This window comes from Pseudomonadales bacterium (assembly GCA_024234435.1).
Classification (GTDB): Bacteria; Pseudomonadota; Gammaproteobacteria; order Pseudomonadales; family Porticoccaceae; genus JACKOF01.
Map to the genome: position 1 here is coordinate 1,165,510 of JACKOF010000001.1, position 16,125 is coordinate 1,181,634.

At 50.3% G+C, this 16,125-nt stretch carries 9 protein-coding genes; 3 read left to right on the top strand and 6 right to left on the bottom strand.

Annotated features, from left to right (window positions below; all coding sequences use genetic code 11):
• Positions 1 to 85 precede the first annotated feature (85 nt).
• A complete protein-coding gene (locus tag H7A02_05390; GenBank protein MCP5171684.1) occupies positions 86 to 766 on the top strand; it encodes a transglutaminase-like cysteine peptidase in 681 nt (226 codons plus the stop codon).
• Between the two features lie 75 nt (positions 767 to 841).
• On the opposite strand, the gene H7A02_05395 is transcribed toward H7A02_05390, so the two are convergent.
• From H7A02_05395 to H7A02_05410, 4 genes are all read right to left on the bottom strand, one after another.
• Positions 842 to 7,567 carry a retention module-containing protein gene (locus H7A02_05395; protein ID MCP5171685.1) on the bottom strand — a complete coding sequence of 2,242 codons (6,726 nt, stop codon included), beginning with the start codon at positions 7,565 to 7,567 and terminating at the stop codon, positions 842 to 844.
• Positions 7,568 to 7,628: 61 nt separating this feature from the next.
• Positions 7,629 to 8,945, bottom strand: coding sequence for a TolC family outer membrane protein (locus H7A02_05400; protein ID MCP5171686.1), 1,317 nt, complete (start codon positions 8,943 to 8,945; stop codon positions 7,629 to 7,631).
• 334 nt (positions 8,946 to 9,279) lie between these two features.
• Complete coding sequence (locus H7A02_05405; protein ID MCP5171687.1) at positions 9,280 to 10,641, bottom strand: HlyD family type I secretion periplasmic adaptor subunit; 1,362 nt, start codon at positions 10,639 to 10,641, stop codon at positions 9,280 to 9,282.
• A complete protein-coding gene (locus H7A02_05410; GenBank protein MCP5171688.1) occupies positions 10,641 to 12,797 on the bottom strand; it encodes a type I secretion system permease/ATPase in 2,157 nt (718 codons plus the stop codon). Before H7A02_05410 ends, H7A02_05405 begins: the two co-directional genes overlap by 1 nt.
• A 140-nt stretch (positions 12,798 to 12,937) precedes the next feature.
• Between H7A02_05410 and dusA the strand changes: the two genes are divergently transcribed.
• Entirely contained in the window at positions 12,938 to 13,945 is a 1,008-nt protein-coding gene (gene dusA, locus H7A02_05415) for a tRNA dihydrouridine(20/20a) synthase DusA (GenBank protein ID MCP5171689.1), read from the top strand.
• A gap of 24 nt (positions 13,946 to 13,969) precedes the next feature.
• Complete coding sequence (locus H7A02_05420) at positions 13,970 to 14,413, top strand: TerB family tellurite resistance protein (GenBank protein MCP5171690.1); 444 nt, start codon at positions 13,970 to 13,972, stop codon at positions 14,411 to 14,413.
• Between the two features lie 7 nt (positions 14,414 to 14,420).
• On the opposite strand, the gene H7A02_05425 is transcribed toward H7A02_05420, so the two are convergent.
• Both H7A02_05425 and H7A02_05430 read right to left on the bottom strand, forming a co-directional pair.
• Positions 14,421 to 14,903 carry an anti-sigma factor antagonist gene (locus H7A02_05425; protein ID MCP5171691.1) on the bottom strand — a complete coding sequence of 161 codons (483 nt, stop codon included), beginning with the start codon at positions 14,901 to 14,903 and terminating at the stop codon, positions 14,421 to 14,423.
• 1 nt (position 14,904) lies between these two features.
• Complete coding sequence (locus H7A02_05430) at positions 14,905 to 16,083, bottom strand: SpoIIE family protein phosphatase (GenBank protein ID MCP5171692.1); 1,179 nt, start codon at positions 16,081 to 16,083, stop codon at positions 14,905 to 14,907.
• Between the last annotated feature and the right edge of the window lie 42 nt (positions 16,084 to 16,125).

Sequence of the window (16,125 nt, forward strand, 5' to 3'; positions counted from 1 at the left end):
CATGCCGAACAGCTGTTGCTGTATGCTAAGATAACCGAAGCCTGAGGGCTTGAGAGTCGATAATAAATGTATAAAAGAGCATTAAATGCAAAGCCTTAGGTTGTTTTTCTCAACTTGCCAAAAGCGTCTCAAACTTCTGGTTTGTGTGCTTTGCTTAGCCACTTTTTCATTGGCGGCTGCACAACACTTTGGCCTCAGTGAAAAGCTACTCAGCAAAATACGCCACAAATACGGCGCACCGGCAGAAGCACGGATTCGCCACTGGCAGAACCTCATTCATGAGAACAATAACGAGCAGGAACTCACCCAATTATCCATTGTGAATAATTTCTTTAACGGCGCACGTTTTGTCAATGATATGGAGCACTGGAATAAACGGGACTACTGGGCCACACCCATAGAATTCCTTGCGCATGATGCCGGTGACTGCGAGGATTTTTCTATCGCAAAATATTTCACTCTCAAGGAAATGGGCATGGATATTGCCAAACTCAGAATTACCTATGTGAAAGCTGTTGAGCTTAATCAGGCCCACATGGTGCTGGCATATTACCCAACACCGGATGCTGAACCACTGATACTGGACAATATTAACAAATCCATCAAACCTGCCTCGGAACGCAACGACCTGCGCCCTATCTACAGTTTTAACGCCAATACCTTATGGCTGGCCAGGACACGTAATGAGCAACTCAAGGCTGGCAATCCAGCCCAGATAAATTTCTGGAAAGACCTGACGGAGAGAATGAAACAGGAATTACTCTAGGGCCTTTTCACAACAAAAAACCTCAGACTGCTGTATCCAGATCTGAGGTTTTTGTTAATCAGAAATTCCCGATAGTCAGTCGACAATCAAACTATTGGTGTTCAACAGGTTTTCTATCACCTGAGCAGAACTGGTTGTGCCTCCATTGGTAAGATCAACACCCTCTATAATCAGTGTTTGCGTAGCCGTACCCGTACCTGAGCCATCCACATCAGCAACAATCGTCGTATCAGTACCGTCTGATGTAACAGATAAATAGTTAGCATCCAGTGCTGCAGCCAGAGAAGTACTGGTAGAGTGATCCAGCATTTCTTCACCTGTCAGAAGGTCAGAAATATCAAGCACATCACCTTCCGCTGTGTTATAGGTACCACCAGACTGGTTAAAGTCTGTGATAGTGTCTATTGCATTTGACGCAGCATCACCAGCATTCCAGACAAAAATATCTTCGCCAGCACCTCCCGTGAGGATATCGTTACCGGTTCCACCCACAAGGACATCGTCACCAGCGTTGCCCAGTAATTCTGCATCGTTGACAGCGGATATTTCAAAGCTCAATTTTGACGTGCCATTGGCACCTGGCTGATATTGACTCTGAACAACGGAGCCATCACTCAGTTGCAATGTGACGGGAACACCCAGTAATCCGAAATCATCTCCATTACCAATAACGGCGTTATCATCCGTGTCGATGCCAAACCGAAAACTGTCACCGTTAGTCAGCGCGCCTGGTGCAATATTGATCGTCAGTGTTTGATCTGAATTGGATAGTGCGGAGCTGATATTGGCAGACGAAATACCAACGAGGCTGGAAACGCCAAATGGTGTGGAACCACTGCCAGACACATCGAAAAAGGCATCGTTAATAGCACTTAGGTCAATCACAATCTTGGTGACGGACAACCCGGCATCGAGTCCCCCGACGGCAACACCAAATAAATTGTTATTGTTAAAGGTAGAGCCTGAACGCACATCAAGGGAAACGAACCCTGAATTTTTATCAATAATCAGATCGCGACCAGCTGTTCCTGTGAGCACATCGTCATTATTGTCACGAATCAGACTGGCAGTGGCCGTATTGCTCCCCTGCCCCTGATCATCAACGACCGTATAATCGAAACCACCGAAAATAATAGCTTTCTGGCTGTAAGGAGTGTGTTCAGCACCTGCAGTAGTTGAAAACAGGTAGGCATTGTCTCCGTCAGGATCGACAGAGAAACGGGCCACCTCATCGCTATCCATGGAGAAGTCACCAGCAGCGCTTGTTATCAAGTTAAAGGATTGCGCAACCGGAGCCGTATTGTCGCCCACATTGAGCGTCAATTGTGCTGCGGCAGTATCACCATCAAAATCAGTGAAAAGCAGCTGGATAACGACGGAATCACCATTTACAAGATTATCACTGGCAGTAAACTCGTAGCTACCTGTCAGAAAATTCACTACCAGAGTGCCTTGCACCGATGTTGCTGTCAAAGTACTGCCACTCACTTCCGGACTGTCTTGAGTGTAAGTTTCTCCGCCAAACCGAATCTCGGTAATCTCACCGCCGTCGGCACCCTTGGTAAGCACAGGCGTGCCGTTAACAAAAAAGTTTCCGGAAGTCTGAGCTGGAAGAGCCAAAAGATCGATCAGGGTATCAGAGAGATCATTAAAGTTATTCACGATAATCGGGTCACCGAAATCGGGATCTGACTGCTGTGATGGCGGAATAATGGCATCCAGTGCAGCCACGGACACACCACTGCCAGCGCCGATAGAAAACACCGTTGGCAGGTCGCCGTCTGCTATTCCATTAGTGAGAAGAGAGACATCAACAGGTCCACCCGCTGTTGGCTCACCATCAGAAATAAAATAAAGCAGATCCTGAATATTTTCCGGTCTATCCTGCGCCAGTTGCTCCATTAATAATTGATTCGTCTCTACAAGCGATGCGTTGTAATTGGTTGCACCATTGGCAGACAATCCGTACACCGCAGAATCAAATGCTGCTTCGTTACTAAAGCTGCCAACATAAGTCGCATCTGACGAGAATGTAATCAGGGAAATCACAACACTGCCACCCTGAGAAAACAGCTCATCCGAGAGGTTATCCAGCGCCTGTTTTGCCAAACCTATCCGCGTGCCATTGGCAGTGCTGTTGTTCATCGAACCTGAAACATCGAGAACCACCACCACGCTCACAGCCTGTTGATCGGGTAATACTATCCCTTTATCAACGTTGTCTCCCACCGGACTATCATCTTCAATAGTGATTGACACATTGGCTGTATCAGTAAATTCACCATCGGATACAGCTAAAGTCACATCAAAACTAAGATCGCTTTCAATATTGGTATCGGCATGATCTACCGGGCCGGACAGGTCAGCTGTAACCGTGCCGCTCGAATCAACACTGAGGGTAATGATCGTTATCTCACCACCCAGACCATCAGGTACAGAACCCACCAGAGTATCGGTGCCCTGACCTGAAAAAGTAATAGCAACCCCATTTGAAGTCAGGCCGGATTCTGCGGTATCTAATGTATAGATCAGCAAATCTCCATTGACATCAACCGCTGGCAACGATACCGAATCAGAACTGGCATTCGTTGTATCATTTACACCTTGACTATCCTGAATACCACCGAGTAAACCTTCTTCAGAAACAGTTAAAGCCCCCCCTTGCGCTACAGGCGGTACATTACCGTCAAACACAGTGACAACAGCTGTATCCGTGGTATTCAGCGCCTCATAGTTACCACCAGAGGTTGCAGCAACAGATACTTCAAAAACCTGCTCGTTGGGTAGACCCGGTTGCGGGTCGGAGCTGCCGGTCAGGGCGCCCGCCGCAAAGTGGATCACCACACCGTTGTCCAGCGTCACGCTGAACGGGGTCTGTGGGGCGTTATCGACACTGGCGGTGTAGATCAAGCTGTTGTTTTCGGCAGCACTGACGTCGTTCAGGGTCACCGTGGTGGTGTCCAGGGTGTCGGTAATATGGATGGTGGCCGTGTCGCTGGTGTCCAGGGCTTCGAAGTTGCCACCGCTGGTGCTGGCGATACTGACGCTGAAGCTGTCACCGTCCACGTAGGGATCATCCCCTTGTGCCGGTTGCGGATCGGAGCTGCCGGTCAGGGCGCCCGCCGCAAAGTGGATCACCACACCGTTGTCCAGCGTCACGCTGAACGGGGTCTGCGGGGCGTTATCGACACTGGCGGTGTAGATCAGGCTGTTGTTTTCGGCAGCACTGACGTCGTTCAGGGTCACCGTGGTGGTGTCCAGGGTGTCGGTAATATGGATGGTGGCCGTGTCGCTGGTGTCCAGGGCTTCGAAGTTGCCACCGCTGGTGCTGGCGATACTGACGCTGAAGCTGTCACCGTCCACGTAGGGATCATCCCCTTGTGCCGGTTGCGGATCGGAGCTGCCGGTCAGGGCGCCCGCCGCAAAGTGGATCACCACACCGTTGTCCAGCGTCACGCTGAACGGGGTCTGCGGGGCGTTATCGACACTGGCGGTGTAGATCAGGCTGTTGTTTTCGGCAGCACTGACGTCGTTCAGGGTCACCGTGGTGGTGTCCAGGGTGTCGGTAATATGGATGGTGGCCGTGTCGCTGGTGTCCAGGGCTTCGAAGTTGCCACCGCTGGTGCTGGCGATACTGACGCTGAAGCTGTCACCGTCCACGTAGGGATCATCCCCTTGTGCCGGTTGCGGATCGGAGCTGCCGGTCAGGGCGCCCGCCGCAAAGTGGATCACCACACCGTTGTCCAGCGTCACGCTGAACGGGGTCTGCGGGGCGTTATCGACACTGGCGGTGTAGATCAGGCTGTTGTTTTCGGCAGCACTGACGTCGTTCAGGGTCACCGTGGTGGTGTCCAGGGTGTCGGTAATATGGATGGTGGCCGTGTCGCTGGTGTCCAGGGCTTCGAAGTTGCCACCGCTGGTGCTGGCGATACTGACGCTGAAGCTGTCACCGTCCACGTAGGGATCATCCCCTTGTGCCGGTTGCGGATCGGAGCTGCCGGTCAGGGCGCCCGCCGCAAAGTGGATCACCACACCGTTGTCCAGCGTCACGCTGAACGGGGTCTGCGGGGCGTTATCGACACTGGCGGTGTAGATCAGGCTGTTGTTTTCGGCAGCACTGACGTCGTTCAGGGTCACCGTGGTGGTGTCCAGGGTGTCGGTAATATGGATGGTGGCCGTGTCGCTGGTGTCCAGGGCTTCGAAGTTGCCACCGCTGGTGCTGGCGATACTGACGCTGAAGCTGTCACCGTCCACGTAGGGATCATCCCCTTGTGCCGGTTGCGGATCGGAGCTGCCGGTCAGGGCGCCCGCCGCAAAGTGGATCACCACACCGTTGTCCAGCGTCACGCTGAACGGGGTCTGTGGGGCGTTATCGACACTGGCGGTGTAGATCAAGCTGTTGTTTTCGGCAGCACTGACGTCGTTCAGGGTCACCGTGGTGGTGTCCAGGGTGTCGGTAATATGGATGGTGGCCGTGTCGCTGGTGTCCAGGGCTTCGAAGTTGCCACCGCTGGTGCTGGCGATACTGACGCTGAAGCTGTCACCGTCCACGTAGGGATCATCCCCTTGTGCCGGTTGCGGATCGGAGCTGCCGGTCAGGGCGCCCGCCGCAAAGTGGATCACCACACCGTTGTCCAGCGTCACGCTGAACGGGGTCTGCGGGGCGTTATCGACACTGGCGGTGTAGATCAGGCTGTTGTTTTCGGCAGCACTGACGTCGTTCAGGGTCACCGTGGTGGTGTCCAGGGTGTCGGTAATATGGATGGTGGCCGTGTCGCTGGTGTCCAGGGCTTCGAAGTTGCCACCGCTGGTGCTGGCGATACTGACGCTGAAGCTGTCACCGTCCACGTAGGGATCATCCCCTTGTGCCGGTTGCGGATCGGAGCTGCCGGTCAGGGCGCCCGCCGCAAAGTGGATCACCACACCGTTGTCCAGCGTCACGCTGAACGGGGTCTGCGGGGCGTTATCGACACTGGCGGTGTAGATCAGGCTGTTGTTTTCGGCAGCACTGACGTCGTTCAGGGTCACCGTGGTGGTGTCCAGGGTGTCGGTAATATGGATGGTGGCCGTGTCGCTGGTGTCCAGGGCTTCGAAGTTGCCACCGCTGGTGCTGGCGATACTGACGCTGAAGCTGTCACCGTCCACGTAGGGATCATCCCCTTGTGCCGGTTGCGGATCGGAGCTGCCGGTCAGGGCGCCCGCCGCAAAGTGGATCACCACACCGTTGTCCAGCGTCACGCTGAACGGGGTCTGCGGGGCGTTATCGACACTGGCGGTGTAGATCAGGCTGTTGTTTTCGGCAGCACTGACGTCGTTCAGGGTCACCGTGGTGGTGTCCAGGGTGTCGGTAATATGGATGGTGGCCGTGTCGCTGGTGTCCAGGGCTTCGAAGTTGCCACCGCTGGTGCTGGCGATACTGACGCTGAAGCTGTCACCGTCCACGTAGGGATCATCCCCTTGTGCCGGTTGCGGATCGGAGCTGCCGGTCAGGGCGCCCGCCGCAAAGTGGATCACCACACCGTTGTCCAGCGTCACGCTGAACGGGGTCTGCGGGGCGTTATCGACACTGGCGGTGTAGATCAGGCTGTTGTTTTCGGCAGCACTGACGTCGTTCAGGGTCACCGTGGTGGTGTCCAGGGTGTCGGTAATATGGATGGTGGCCGTGTCGCTGGTGTCCAGGGCTTCGAAGTTGCCACCGCTGGTGCTGGCGATACTGACGCTGAAGCTGTCACCGTCCACGTAGGGATCATCCCCTTGTGCCGGTTGCGGATCGGAGCTGCCGGTCAGGGCGCCCGCCGCAAAGTGGATCACCACACCGTTGTCCAGCGTCACGCTGAACGGGGTCTGCGGGGCGTTATCGACACTGGCGGTGTAGATCAGGCTGTTGTTTTCGGCAGCACTGACGTCGTTCAGGGTCACCGTGGTGGTGTCCAGGGTGTCGGTAATATGGATGGTGGCCGTGTCGCTGGTGTCCAGGGCTTCGAAGTTGCCACCGCTGGTGCTGGCGATACTGACGCTGAAGCTGTCACCGTCCACGTAGGGATCATCCCCTTGTGCCGGTTGCGGATCGGAGCTGCCGGTCAGGGCGCCCGCCGCAAAGTGGATCACCACACCGTTGTCCAGCGTCACGCTGAACGGGGTCTGTGGGGCGTTATCGACACTGGCGGTGTAGATCAAGCTGTTGTTTTCGGCAGCACTGACGTCGTTCAGGGTCACCGTGGTGGTGACGCCATTACCACCATTTTCGCCACCATTACCCGAGTCACCTGAATCACCTGTTTGCAAACCGGGATCCGCTGTTGGTTCCAGTATGGATTGAGGAGGCAAATCCGGATCAATACCCGCTGTTGCTATTGCTTCCTGTCCAGACAGCTCAATGACTAACCCTTGGCCAATTTCGTCACTTGCACCGCCAACATCTCCAGCAGCAGGTTCTTCCAACTCATCTGTCGGGTCTTTCCCTTCTTCCAGAGCCGCCAACAGCTGTTCAAATTCAGGGTTTGAATCATCCGAGTAGTCGCTCTGGGCAAGTTGTTGGTAGCTGTTCCCGTTAAGCTGAAAACCACCTTCTCGAGGTAATTCACGGACAGATCCGTCTGCAAAGGTAATGACAACATGAGATCCTTCTATCACCTGAAGTACATCGTTTTCATGAACAGGATCACCGGGGTTTAATTCCCGCAGTGAACCGTCGGCAGAAACCACTACAGCGGTAGCACCGGCTGTTGAGGTAACAATGCCAACGATTTGCTGGCTTTCGCCCGTTTCGGTTGTATTTTTCTGCTCAATTAGATCATTCATTGCGTATTTACCTCCCGGCCCTGGCCGGTTAGACATCTTGCTATCTGCCAAATTTCAGTACTTATATCTCTGAACCAACGGTGTTTAATAATTCACCCATGGCATGGAACAAACGGTACTCGTTAAACAGCAAATCAAAGTTTGCTCTGGTCAATGACTGTCGCGCGGAGATCATTTCATTTTCCGTATTAAGCAGATCCAGCAATGTACGACGCCCTAAATCGAACTGTTTAACATATGCATTTTTGGTTTCCTGTGCGTCAATTACGTAGTTTTCCAATACCGGGATCTGGTTTTGGATAGCGTCTCTGGCGACCCAGGCGAGCCTGACTTCCTGCTCTACTTGCCGATAGGTATTGGCCCGTATCTGTTTGGCTTTTTCAACCAAATAGGCGAACTGTTGTTTCTTTGCTTGATCGGAATTGCCGCGAAAAAGGTTGTAGCGCATACGCAGCATCACTTTCAGATCATCAACTTGTTCTTCTATCCCATCTATATTGTCGTTGAGATCGCGTTCAATCTCGATGTGAAACTGCGGATAAAAACCACTTTTGGTTTGCTCATACTGATAACTCACCGCTTCAATATCAGCACTGGCCGATTTAAGCAAAGGGTGATTCTCTGTTGCTTTGGCTACTGCCTCAGCAACTGTTTCGGGCAGGTGTTTGCCGTAGGTCCCCGGAGTGACCAGTTCATTGGTTTCGGGGAAACGCCCTACTACCCGCTGAAAATTGGTTTTAGCGTCAAGCAGATTGGCCGTTTGTGAAATGACATTGCTTCTGGAAAGAGCCAAACGACCAGAAATCTGATCAAGATCGGCACGACTCCCCACACCCGAATCAGCCCGCTTCTGCATTTTGTTATAGACTTCTTGATGTGTTGCCAGTGTCTGATCTGCCAACTCAAGAATTGCTTTCTGCTTGAGGACATCGAGGTAAGTCCTGACTACCTCCAGTGCGATATCCTCACCAACAGAGTGGGCGCGGTGGGCCGCGCTCTGATGCCTGGACTTCTGGTTCTTGTGTTCGTTGGGGGTATTAAAGCCGTCAAATACGAGCTGTCTTACGTTTAGCTGGGCTTCATGGCGTTCAAGTTCATTGCGCGTACGATCGGATGGGCTGAAATCCCGGCCAGTAGGGTCACGTTCCTGAAAACCAAAACCCGCCAGTACATCGACCGTTGGTAAATACCCACCCAGAGCTTCACGCACCTGGCGCTCTCTGGCATCAACTTCACGCAGTTCAGCCTGAACCTCGGGGTTGGTTTCCAGCGTTTTGGCAACAGCGTCTTCAATACTTAACGTATCAGCCTGTATTTGATGGAAGCTGCCGATGAGCCCAAAAACGAGAACTGCCGATATCACTTTGTTTTTCAACATGAAACTGCCCTTAATCTTATCTTCTGGAAATCTAATGCCCATTTATAGTTTTTGCGTTACAACGTATTTGAGGTAAATACCATAACCTTTTGTTTTTCGACACTCTCTCGTCTTGTTTTAACCACTGATTCAAAGCTCTGAATTCTTAATGAGACCTTGACATTAGCTATTCTAATCAACAAATAGTGTGAACCACGCACCGTTCGGGTGCGACTTTTTACCGTTTATTAGATAACTCACCAAAAAGGTGACGGTGTTCACATATTCGGGCTGACCATCCGATACGGTTCATCCATTCCAGACTTTTGATCAGCCCCGACCGAATGGGCAGAAATTATCTTTCCCGAAGAGCCAGTTGTTTGGTTTTCAGAATAGGTTTCAGCAAATAGTCCATCACCGTTTTCTTACCGGTAAGAATATCTACTTGAACAGTCATACCGGCAATAATGGGTAGAGGTTCTTCGGCTTTTCCCAGATGACTGCTTTCTGTCTGCAGACGCACCTGGTAATAACTGACACCTTCTTTATCTTCTATAGTATCAGGCGAGATCAAAGTGACTTTAGCAGGCAGGCCGCCGTGAACGGCAAAATCATAAGCAGTAAATTTAACGATAGCTTTCTGGTGTGGATGAATAAATGCAATATCGCGCGGCAGTACTTTCGCGTCAACCAGTAAAGAATCATCAAAGGGAACAATTTCTACCAGATCCATGCCCGGCTGAATCACGCCACCTTCGGTTTTTACCTTTAGCTGCTTCACGATGCCTTTCATCGGCGAACGAACAATTGTCCTATCGACCCTGTCTTCAAGTGCTTCGTTTGATTGCTCAAGCCGACCAAGCTCGGCGGTTATATCATTCAGCTCCTCTCTGACCGCGCTGCCATGCTGGTCCACAAAAGTATCAATGTTGTTCAGTGCTTCCCGATATGCAGACTCCAGTTGGGGAATGGCGATTCTCGCTCGATCCATTTCTCCCTTCAGGTCGTTTACCTGGCGCTGCAATCGCAACAGCTCGATTTGGGAAATAGCCCCCTCGGCCACCAGAGGCTCGGTAAAGGTTAATTCCTGACTCAACAGATTATAGCTGTCAGCAACACTTTTCTGTTTCACCTTGATGGAGGACAGTTCCTGATTTTTCTGGTTGGCTTTCTGCTTTAATGACTCCAGCTCCGAGGTATATTGACGTCGGCGTGAAGAAAACAGTTCTTTTTCCCTATCAACCAGCGCCTGTTCAACAGGATTACCCAGTTTTTCCAACTCTGACTGAAAATCGCCATTGCCCGCTTCGGCCCGCAGGCGAGCCGCTTTAACCGCCAGCTGATTCGCCTGTAACGCACGTTCCTTGAATGTTGAAGCAAAAATAGTGTCATCAATTTGCAGTAAAGGTTGACCTTTGGCGACAATATCACCCTCAGTAACCATCAGTTTGGCCAAAATACCGCCTTCCAGATTTTGTACGATCTGGATATCACTGGAAGGTACAATTTTGCCTTCTCCACGGGTAAATTCATCGACTGTCGCGAAACTGGCCCAGATGATCATAATCAGAATAAACGTGGCGATCACCCACATCAGCACCTGAGAAGTAATGGGCGATTGTTTCAACACCGCCTCAGAGGAGTATGACATGTACTTGAGGTCTGTTGAGGACGTCTGGTCGAAATGCTCGCGAAGTCTTTTAATATCAAATGCCATTAGTTTTTACCCCGAACTGCACCCTGCCTGAGGTGTTCAAGAACCTGCTCTTTAGGGCCATCGGCCACCACTGTTCCTTTATCCATCACAATCAACCTGTCGACAACATCGATCATGGACATTTTATGCGTGATCAATATCAGCGTTTTATCGACAAACTCCTGCTTGATCTGTCGGCAGATATGTTGCTCTGAAGACTGATCCATTGCCGCTGTAGGCTCGTCCATGATAATAACGGAGGGTGATCGCAAAAATGCACGGGACAGATTGATAGCACTGCGCTGTCCACCGGACAAGGTTTCGCCACGCTCACCTACCGGCATGTTGAAACCCAGAGGATGGCTATTAACAAAATCGAGAACCCCGGCTTTTCCTGCCGCTTCTATTACTTCCCGGTCTTCAATTCCATGTAATCCCAGAGTGATATTCTCCCGCACAGTGCCATAAAAAAGCTGCGCATCCTGCGCGATGTAACAGATATTGCTGCGCACATCTGCGGGGTCCATCTGCTGCAAGTCAAATCCGTCTACCATGACGGAGCCATTATCTGGCTCATAGAGGCGTAACAAGACCTTGGCCAAAGTCGATTTACCCGAACCAATTTTTCCGATAATGGCAACCTTTTCCCCTGGCTGAATATCAATTGAAACACTGTTCAACGCCGGAACAGGTTGTTCAGGATAGGAAAAAGTAACGCCCTTGAACTGAAGCCGCCCATCAATAACAGGTTTGTGCAGATACTGCTTACCTGCCTCCCGTTCTTCCGGCGAATTCATGATTTCATCGAGCGATTTGAGGGTTGCCTCGGCGTGATCATAGGTAACCAGCAAACTGGCGATTTGACCCAGAGAAGCCAGTGCACGTCCGTTTAAAATCACACAGGCGATCAGGCCGCCTACGGTAAGCTCCTGATCGGCAATGAGGTAAACACCAAATACGACAATGAATACCATGGCCAGTTGTTGTAAGAACTGAATGGCAGTCAACGTGGCATTCGACGTCACACGGGATTGCAGTCCCCATTGGGCTACATAACCAACCGATTGCTCCCAGCTTTTCTGCACCTGACTCTCTGCCCCGAGTACTTTTACCGCCTCAACACTAACCAGATTTTCAACCAGCGTTGCATTTTTTTTGGCTGATCCCCGCATGACATTTTCAATACTCGGCCGCAATTTCTGCTGCGCGCGATAGGCCAGAAAGACTGCCAGCGGAATAATCAGCAAAGGCACCGCTACCAACCAACCCCCGATGTAGCCAATAAAAGCCAGAAACAGAATTAAAAATGGCAAATCAACCAGGGTCAAAATAGTAGAAGAGGTAATAAAATTCCGAATAGTGTCGAAATCGTGAAGGCGTGAAGCGAAGGCTCCTGTAGAGACAGGCCGTGCACTCATTTTCAGATTAAGTACTTTTTCAAACAATTGCGCAGACAGGATGACGTCTGTTCGCTTCGCTGCCAGCTCTATCAAGTAACTTCGTAAAACCTTCAGTACAAAATCAAACACATAAACAATGAGAACCCCTATTGCTAAAGCCCAGAGAGTTTCAAGTGCGTTGTTGGGCACAACCCGGTCATAAACATTCATCACAAACAACGGTTGCGCCAGAACAAACAGGTTAATCAGGAATGATGCGATCAATACATCGCGGTAAATTGTTCTGGAACTCTTGATGACGCTCCAAAACCAGTGCTGGCTTTTATCTTTATGAATACGGGGTGTGCGGGAATCGAATTGCTGCATTTTACGCAAATAAAACACATGCCCGGTATAGGCATCCTGCAACTCTTGCAGACTTATCTGGTGTGCAGATTGATCCCCCGGTGCTGTGACCACGGCATAACCCAGTTCAGTATCGATATCAGACAGCACTGCACCACCACCATCCTTAAGCACCAGAACGGCAGGCAATACCTCTACAGGTATAATGTCGAGTTCGCGATCAAGCAGAATCGCTGCCAGTCCTGCCCGGTTTGCCGCACGCACAAACAGTTCCGGTGTCAGGTCTCCCTCAATCAGAGGCAAGCCTGAGGCTATTGCTGTTTCTGATGACAGAACCCCTTCAATACTGGCCACCTGCATCAGGCAGTCCAGCAACCGGGAGGACAACGGCTTCTGTTCATCAACGGGTTTAACAGTTTTCTGATTTGTCATAATTATTATGATCTGTGTAACATTTGTTATGTGAAGCGGATGCTATCACGCTATTTCATTACTGGCAGGGTTCTTTCAAGCAGATTCCCGATATAATGCCGGGTTTTAACGATAAGCTGTCAGACAAACGTTCAAAACACATGAAACCCACACGCCTTGACACCGTTGACAGACGCTTCTCCGTCGCCCCGATGATGGATTTCACCGATCGCTATTGCCGCTATTTTCACCGTCTTTTAAGCCGTCACACCTTGCTCTATACCGAAATGATTACAACGGGTGCCATTCTTCACGGAGACAGCCACCAGCACCTGAAGATCAATACCTGTGAACATCCAATCGCCTTACAACTCGGTGGCTCCAACCCGGTTGAGCTGGCGTTGAGCTGCAAGCAGGCGGCACGCTATCACTATGATGAAATAAACCTGAACTGCGGCTGCCCCAGCGACCGGGTACAATCCGGACAATTCGGTGCCACGCTGATGAAAACCCCCAAACTGGTCGCAGAATGTTTCAAATCAATGCAGGATGCCGTCGAGATTCCCGTCACGATCAAGCATCGCATTGGTGTTGATGATATGGAGAGTTATCCGTTCCTTCAGGATTTTGTTGGCTCAGTAGCCAATGTCGGCTGTAAAACTTTTATTGTGCATGCGAGAAAAGCCTGGCTTAAGGGGTTGAGCCCAAAACAGAATCGTGAAATACCGCCGCTCGATTATGAAACGGTTTATCAACTCAAGCGGGACTTTCCTGATCTGGAAATTATCCTTAACGGGGGTATTACCACGCTTGACGAAGCTGAGGCCCATATGCAATATCTGGACGGCGTTATGGTCGGCAGAGAGGCTTACCACAACCCCTATATACTGTCTGAGGTGGACCGCAGGTTCTACCATGACAACACCCTCCCACCTACACGTACGCAGGTGCTGGAGCAGTTTACAGAATTCATGGCATCACACCTCGAAAATTCAGAACTGAATCCAAAACTGCGTCTGAACCACATGACCCGCCATATTCTGGGACTCTATCAGGGAATGCCTGGGGCCAGAAAATTCAGACGTTTTATCAGCGAAAATGCCCATAAACCTGGCGCAGATATTGACGTTATTTACGACGCCCTTTCAGCCATGAACCTGCCTTGCTAATATTTACCGACAGGGAAAACTACCATGATTACTCATCTCAAACAGCTCTTCACAACAAACAACTCTGAAGATGAGGCCGCTTCTGATAAAAACATAAAGCTTGCCTGCGCAGCGTTAATGGTAGAGGTGATGGTCATTGATCGGATCAGTATTCGTGCAGAACAACAACAAATTATCCGCATGCTGCATAATCGATTCGGAATAGATATTGAGGATGCAGAAGAACTGTTCGCCATGGCCAAAAACGAGGTGCGGGATGCAACCTCGCTGTATCAGTTCACCAAAATCATTAACAGCAAGTTCCATGATCAGCAGAAATTCGAGCTGATTCAGCAACTGTGGCAGGTTGCCTATGCCGATGAAGATCTGGATAAACACGAAGAGGCTATTATTCGCCGTATTGCAGAGTTGATCTACTTACCCCACAGCCAGTTTATCCGGGCCAAACGGTTGGCCAGAGACAAATAATTGTTGATTAAATGCTTTCCAGAGAACGGATAAGATCTATAAACTCTCGCTGATTCTTACTGTTCAATACAGATAGAAGCTTGTGCGCTTCAAGGACATGCTGCTTTATCTGTTCTTCGTCAGCAGCCACAGGCCTCAACTCTTGTAAATGAGTGAGCTCTTCTGGTGTTTCCCGGACAATATCGAAAATATCATCCAGCCCCATCCCGATCAGAATTCTGCTGATGCTCTGATTTTTACAAAAAACGGTTGGTTTAAGCTTGTAGTGCTTTTCCGTATAAATCGCCAACTTGGCCAATAACCCCAGAGTCGTACTGTCAACACCTTCCGTCTCCAGTAAATCAACAATGACATCATCAACTTCTGGGTTTCGAAAGATGGCGTCCAGATAACTGTTCAAAGAAGCGCAGAGCGTCATTCTCACATCGCCAGTCAATTTGAGCAGATAAACGCCTCTCTCTTCGGCAACCAGTATTTTACCTTCGTTCAATTCAATAGCCTCTGCGGACAGTCAGCACCGTCACATCATCCGGTGACTCCGTTAGATCACGAAGCCCCAATTGCTGGCAGATACTATCCAGAGATGTATCGGAGGATGCGATTGCCGACAACATGAATTGCTCTTTATCCTCCATGCTCTCACCCGGTAACACTTCAAGCACGCCATCAGAGGTCAACACCAATGCAAATTTATCGGGCAACGCCTTTTCGCTAATAGACCAGTGCACATCTTCAAAAATCCCGAGAGGCTTGCCCTTCCCCTCCATCATTTCAACCTCACCGTCGTGAACGAGCACCGGCATAGGCATATGGGCGCCAACAGCATACCTCAGTGTATTTTGTTCCATATCGATCGATCCGGCAAACATCGTCAAATGTTTATCCAGGCCAATAGCCAGAATTTGGCGATTAATGTATTCAACAAACCCCTGCGGGGCTCTGGCCATGGCATCACGGTCATCGTTATGCACATGACGCCTCAGTATCCGGGTAAGCAAAAACCGCAGTAAAACCGTTAAAAATGCCGACGATGCGCCGTGACCTGAAACATCTGCAGCGTAAAAAACCAAGTATCGATCAAAGATACAATGATAACCAACAAAATCACCACTTAAATAAAGAGAAGGCACAATAAAATGGCTGATTTCATAATCGCCAAAGCGCTGTGGTGTAACGGGCAGCATGCTCTGCTGGACTTGCCTGCCAGCAATTTGATCCATTTCAAGAATCCTCAGACTATCCTGAAGATTCCGGTTAGCGGCTTCCAGCTGCTCACGATACCCTTGATTTTCAACCAGCAATTTTTGATATTTGGCCGAACGCTCCAGGGATTTGAGCAACTCTTTTTGATCAAAAGGTTTAATCAGAATGTCAGTTGCATCATTGCGATAACAGGTTGCTACCTCCGTCGCGGTAGGGTTTTCGAGAACGACGATGAAAGCGTTGGTCGACCCCACACCACCCAGGAACTTGAAATCACGTACCTCGGAAAGAGACATGTCAAGTAAGACCAGAGCAGAACTGTCGATATTTCCAAGCAAAGTATCCTTGACATCATCGTAGTCGGTAAAAATTTCCACAGCCCAGTCAGTACCTGACAGATACTCTGACCACTGCTGGTACAACTCCGAGTTTTGTCCAACGATAAAAAGCCTTCTAGGACTATTCATTCATTACCTTTACATGAAAATGACCGGAGCAATTGCGGTTAC

Excerpts from the sequence above, each read along its gene's own strand:
- H7A02_05420 (MCP5171690.1), top strand. The coding sequence starts at position 13,970 with ATGATTACTCATCTCAAACAGCTCTTCACAACAAACAACTCTGAAGAT.
- H7A02_05430 (MCP5171692.1), bottom strand. The coding sequence starts at position 16,083 with ATGAATAGTCCTAGAAGGCTTTTTATCGTTGGACAAAACTCGGAGTTG.
- dusA (MCP5171689.1), top strand. The coding sequence starts at position 12,938 with ATGAAACCCACACGCCTTGACACCGTTGACAGACGCTTCTCCGTCGCC.
- H7A02_05405 (MCP5171687.1), bottom strand. The coding sequence starts at position 10,641 with ATGGCATTTGATATTAAAAGACTTCGCGAGCATTTCGACCAGACGTCC.
- H7A02_05390 (MCP5171684.1), top strand. The coding sequence starts at position 86 with ATGCAAAGCCTTAGGTTGTTTTTCTCAACTTGCCAAAAGCGTCTCAAA.
- H7A02_05395 (MCP5171685.1), bottom strand. The coding sequence starts at position 7,567 with ATGAATGATCTAATTGAGCAGAAAAATACAACCGAAACGGGCGAAAGC.
- H7A02_05400 (MCP5171686.1), bottom strand. The coding sequence starts at position 8,945 with ATGTTGAAAAACAAAGTGATATCGGCAGTTCTCGTTTTTGGGCTCATC.
- H7A02_05410 (MCP5171688.1), bottom strand. The coding sequence starts at position 12,797 with ATGACAAATCAGAAAACTGTTAAACCCGTTGATGAACAGAAGCCGTTG.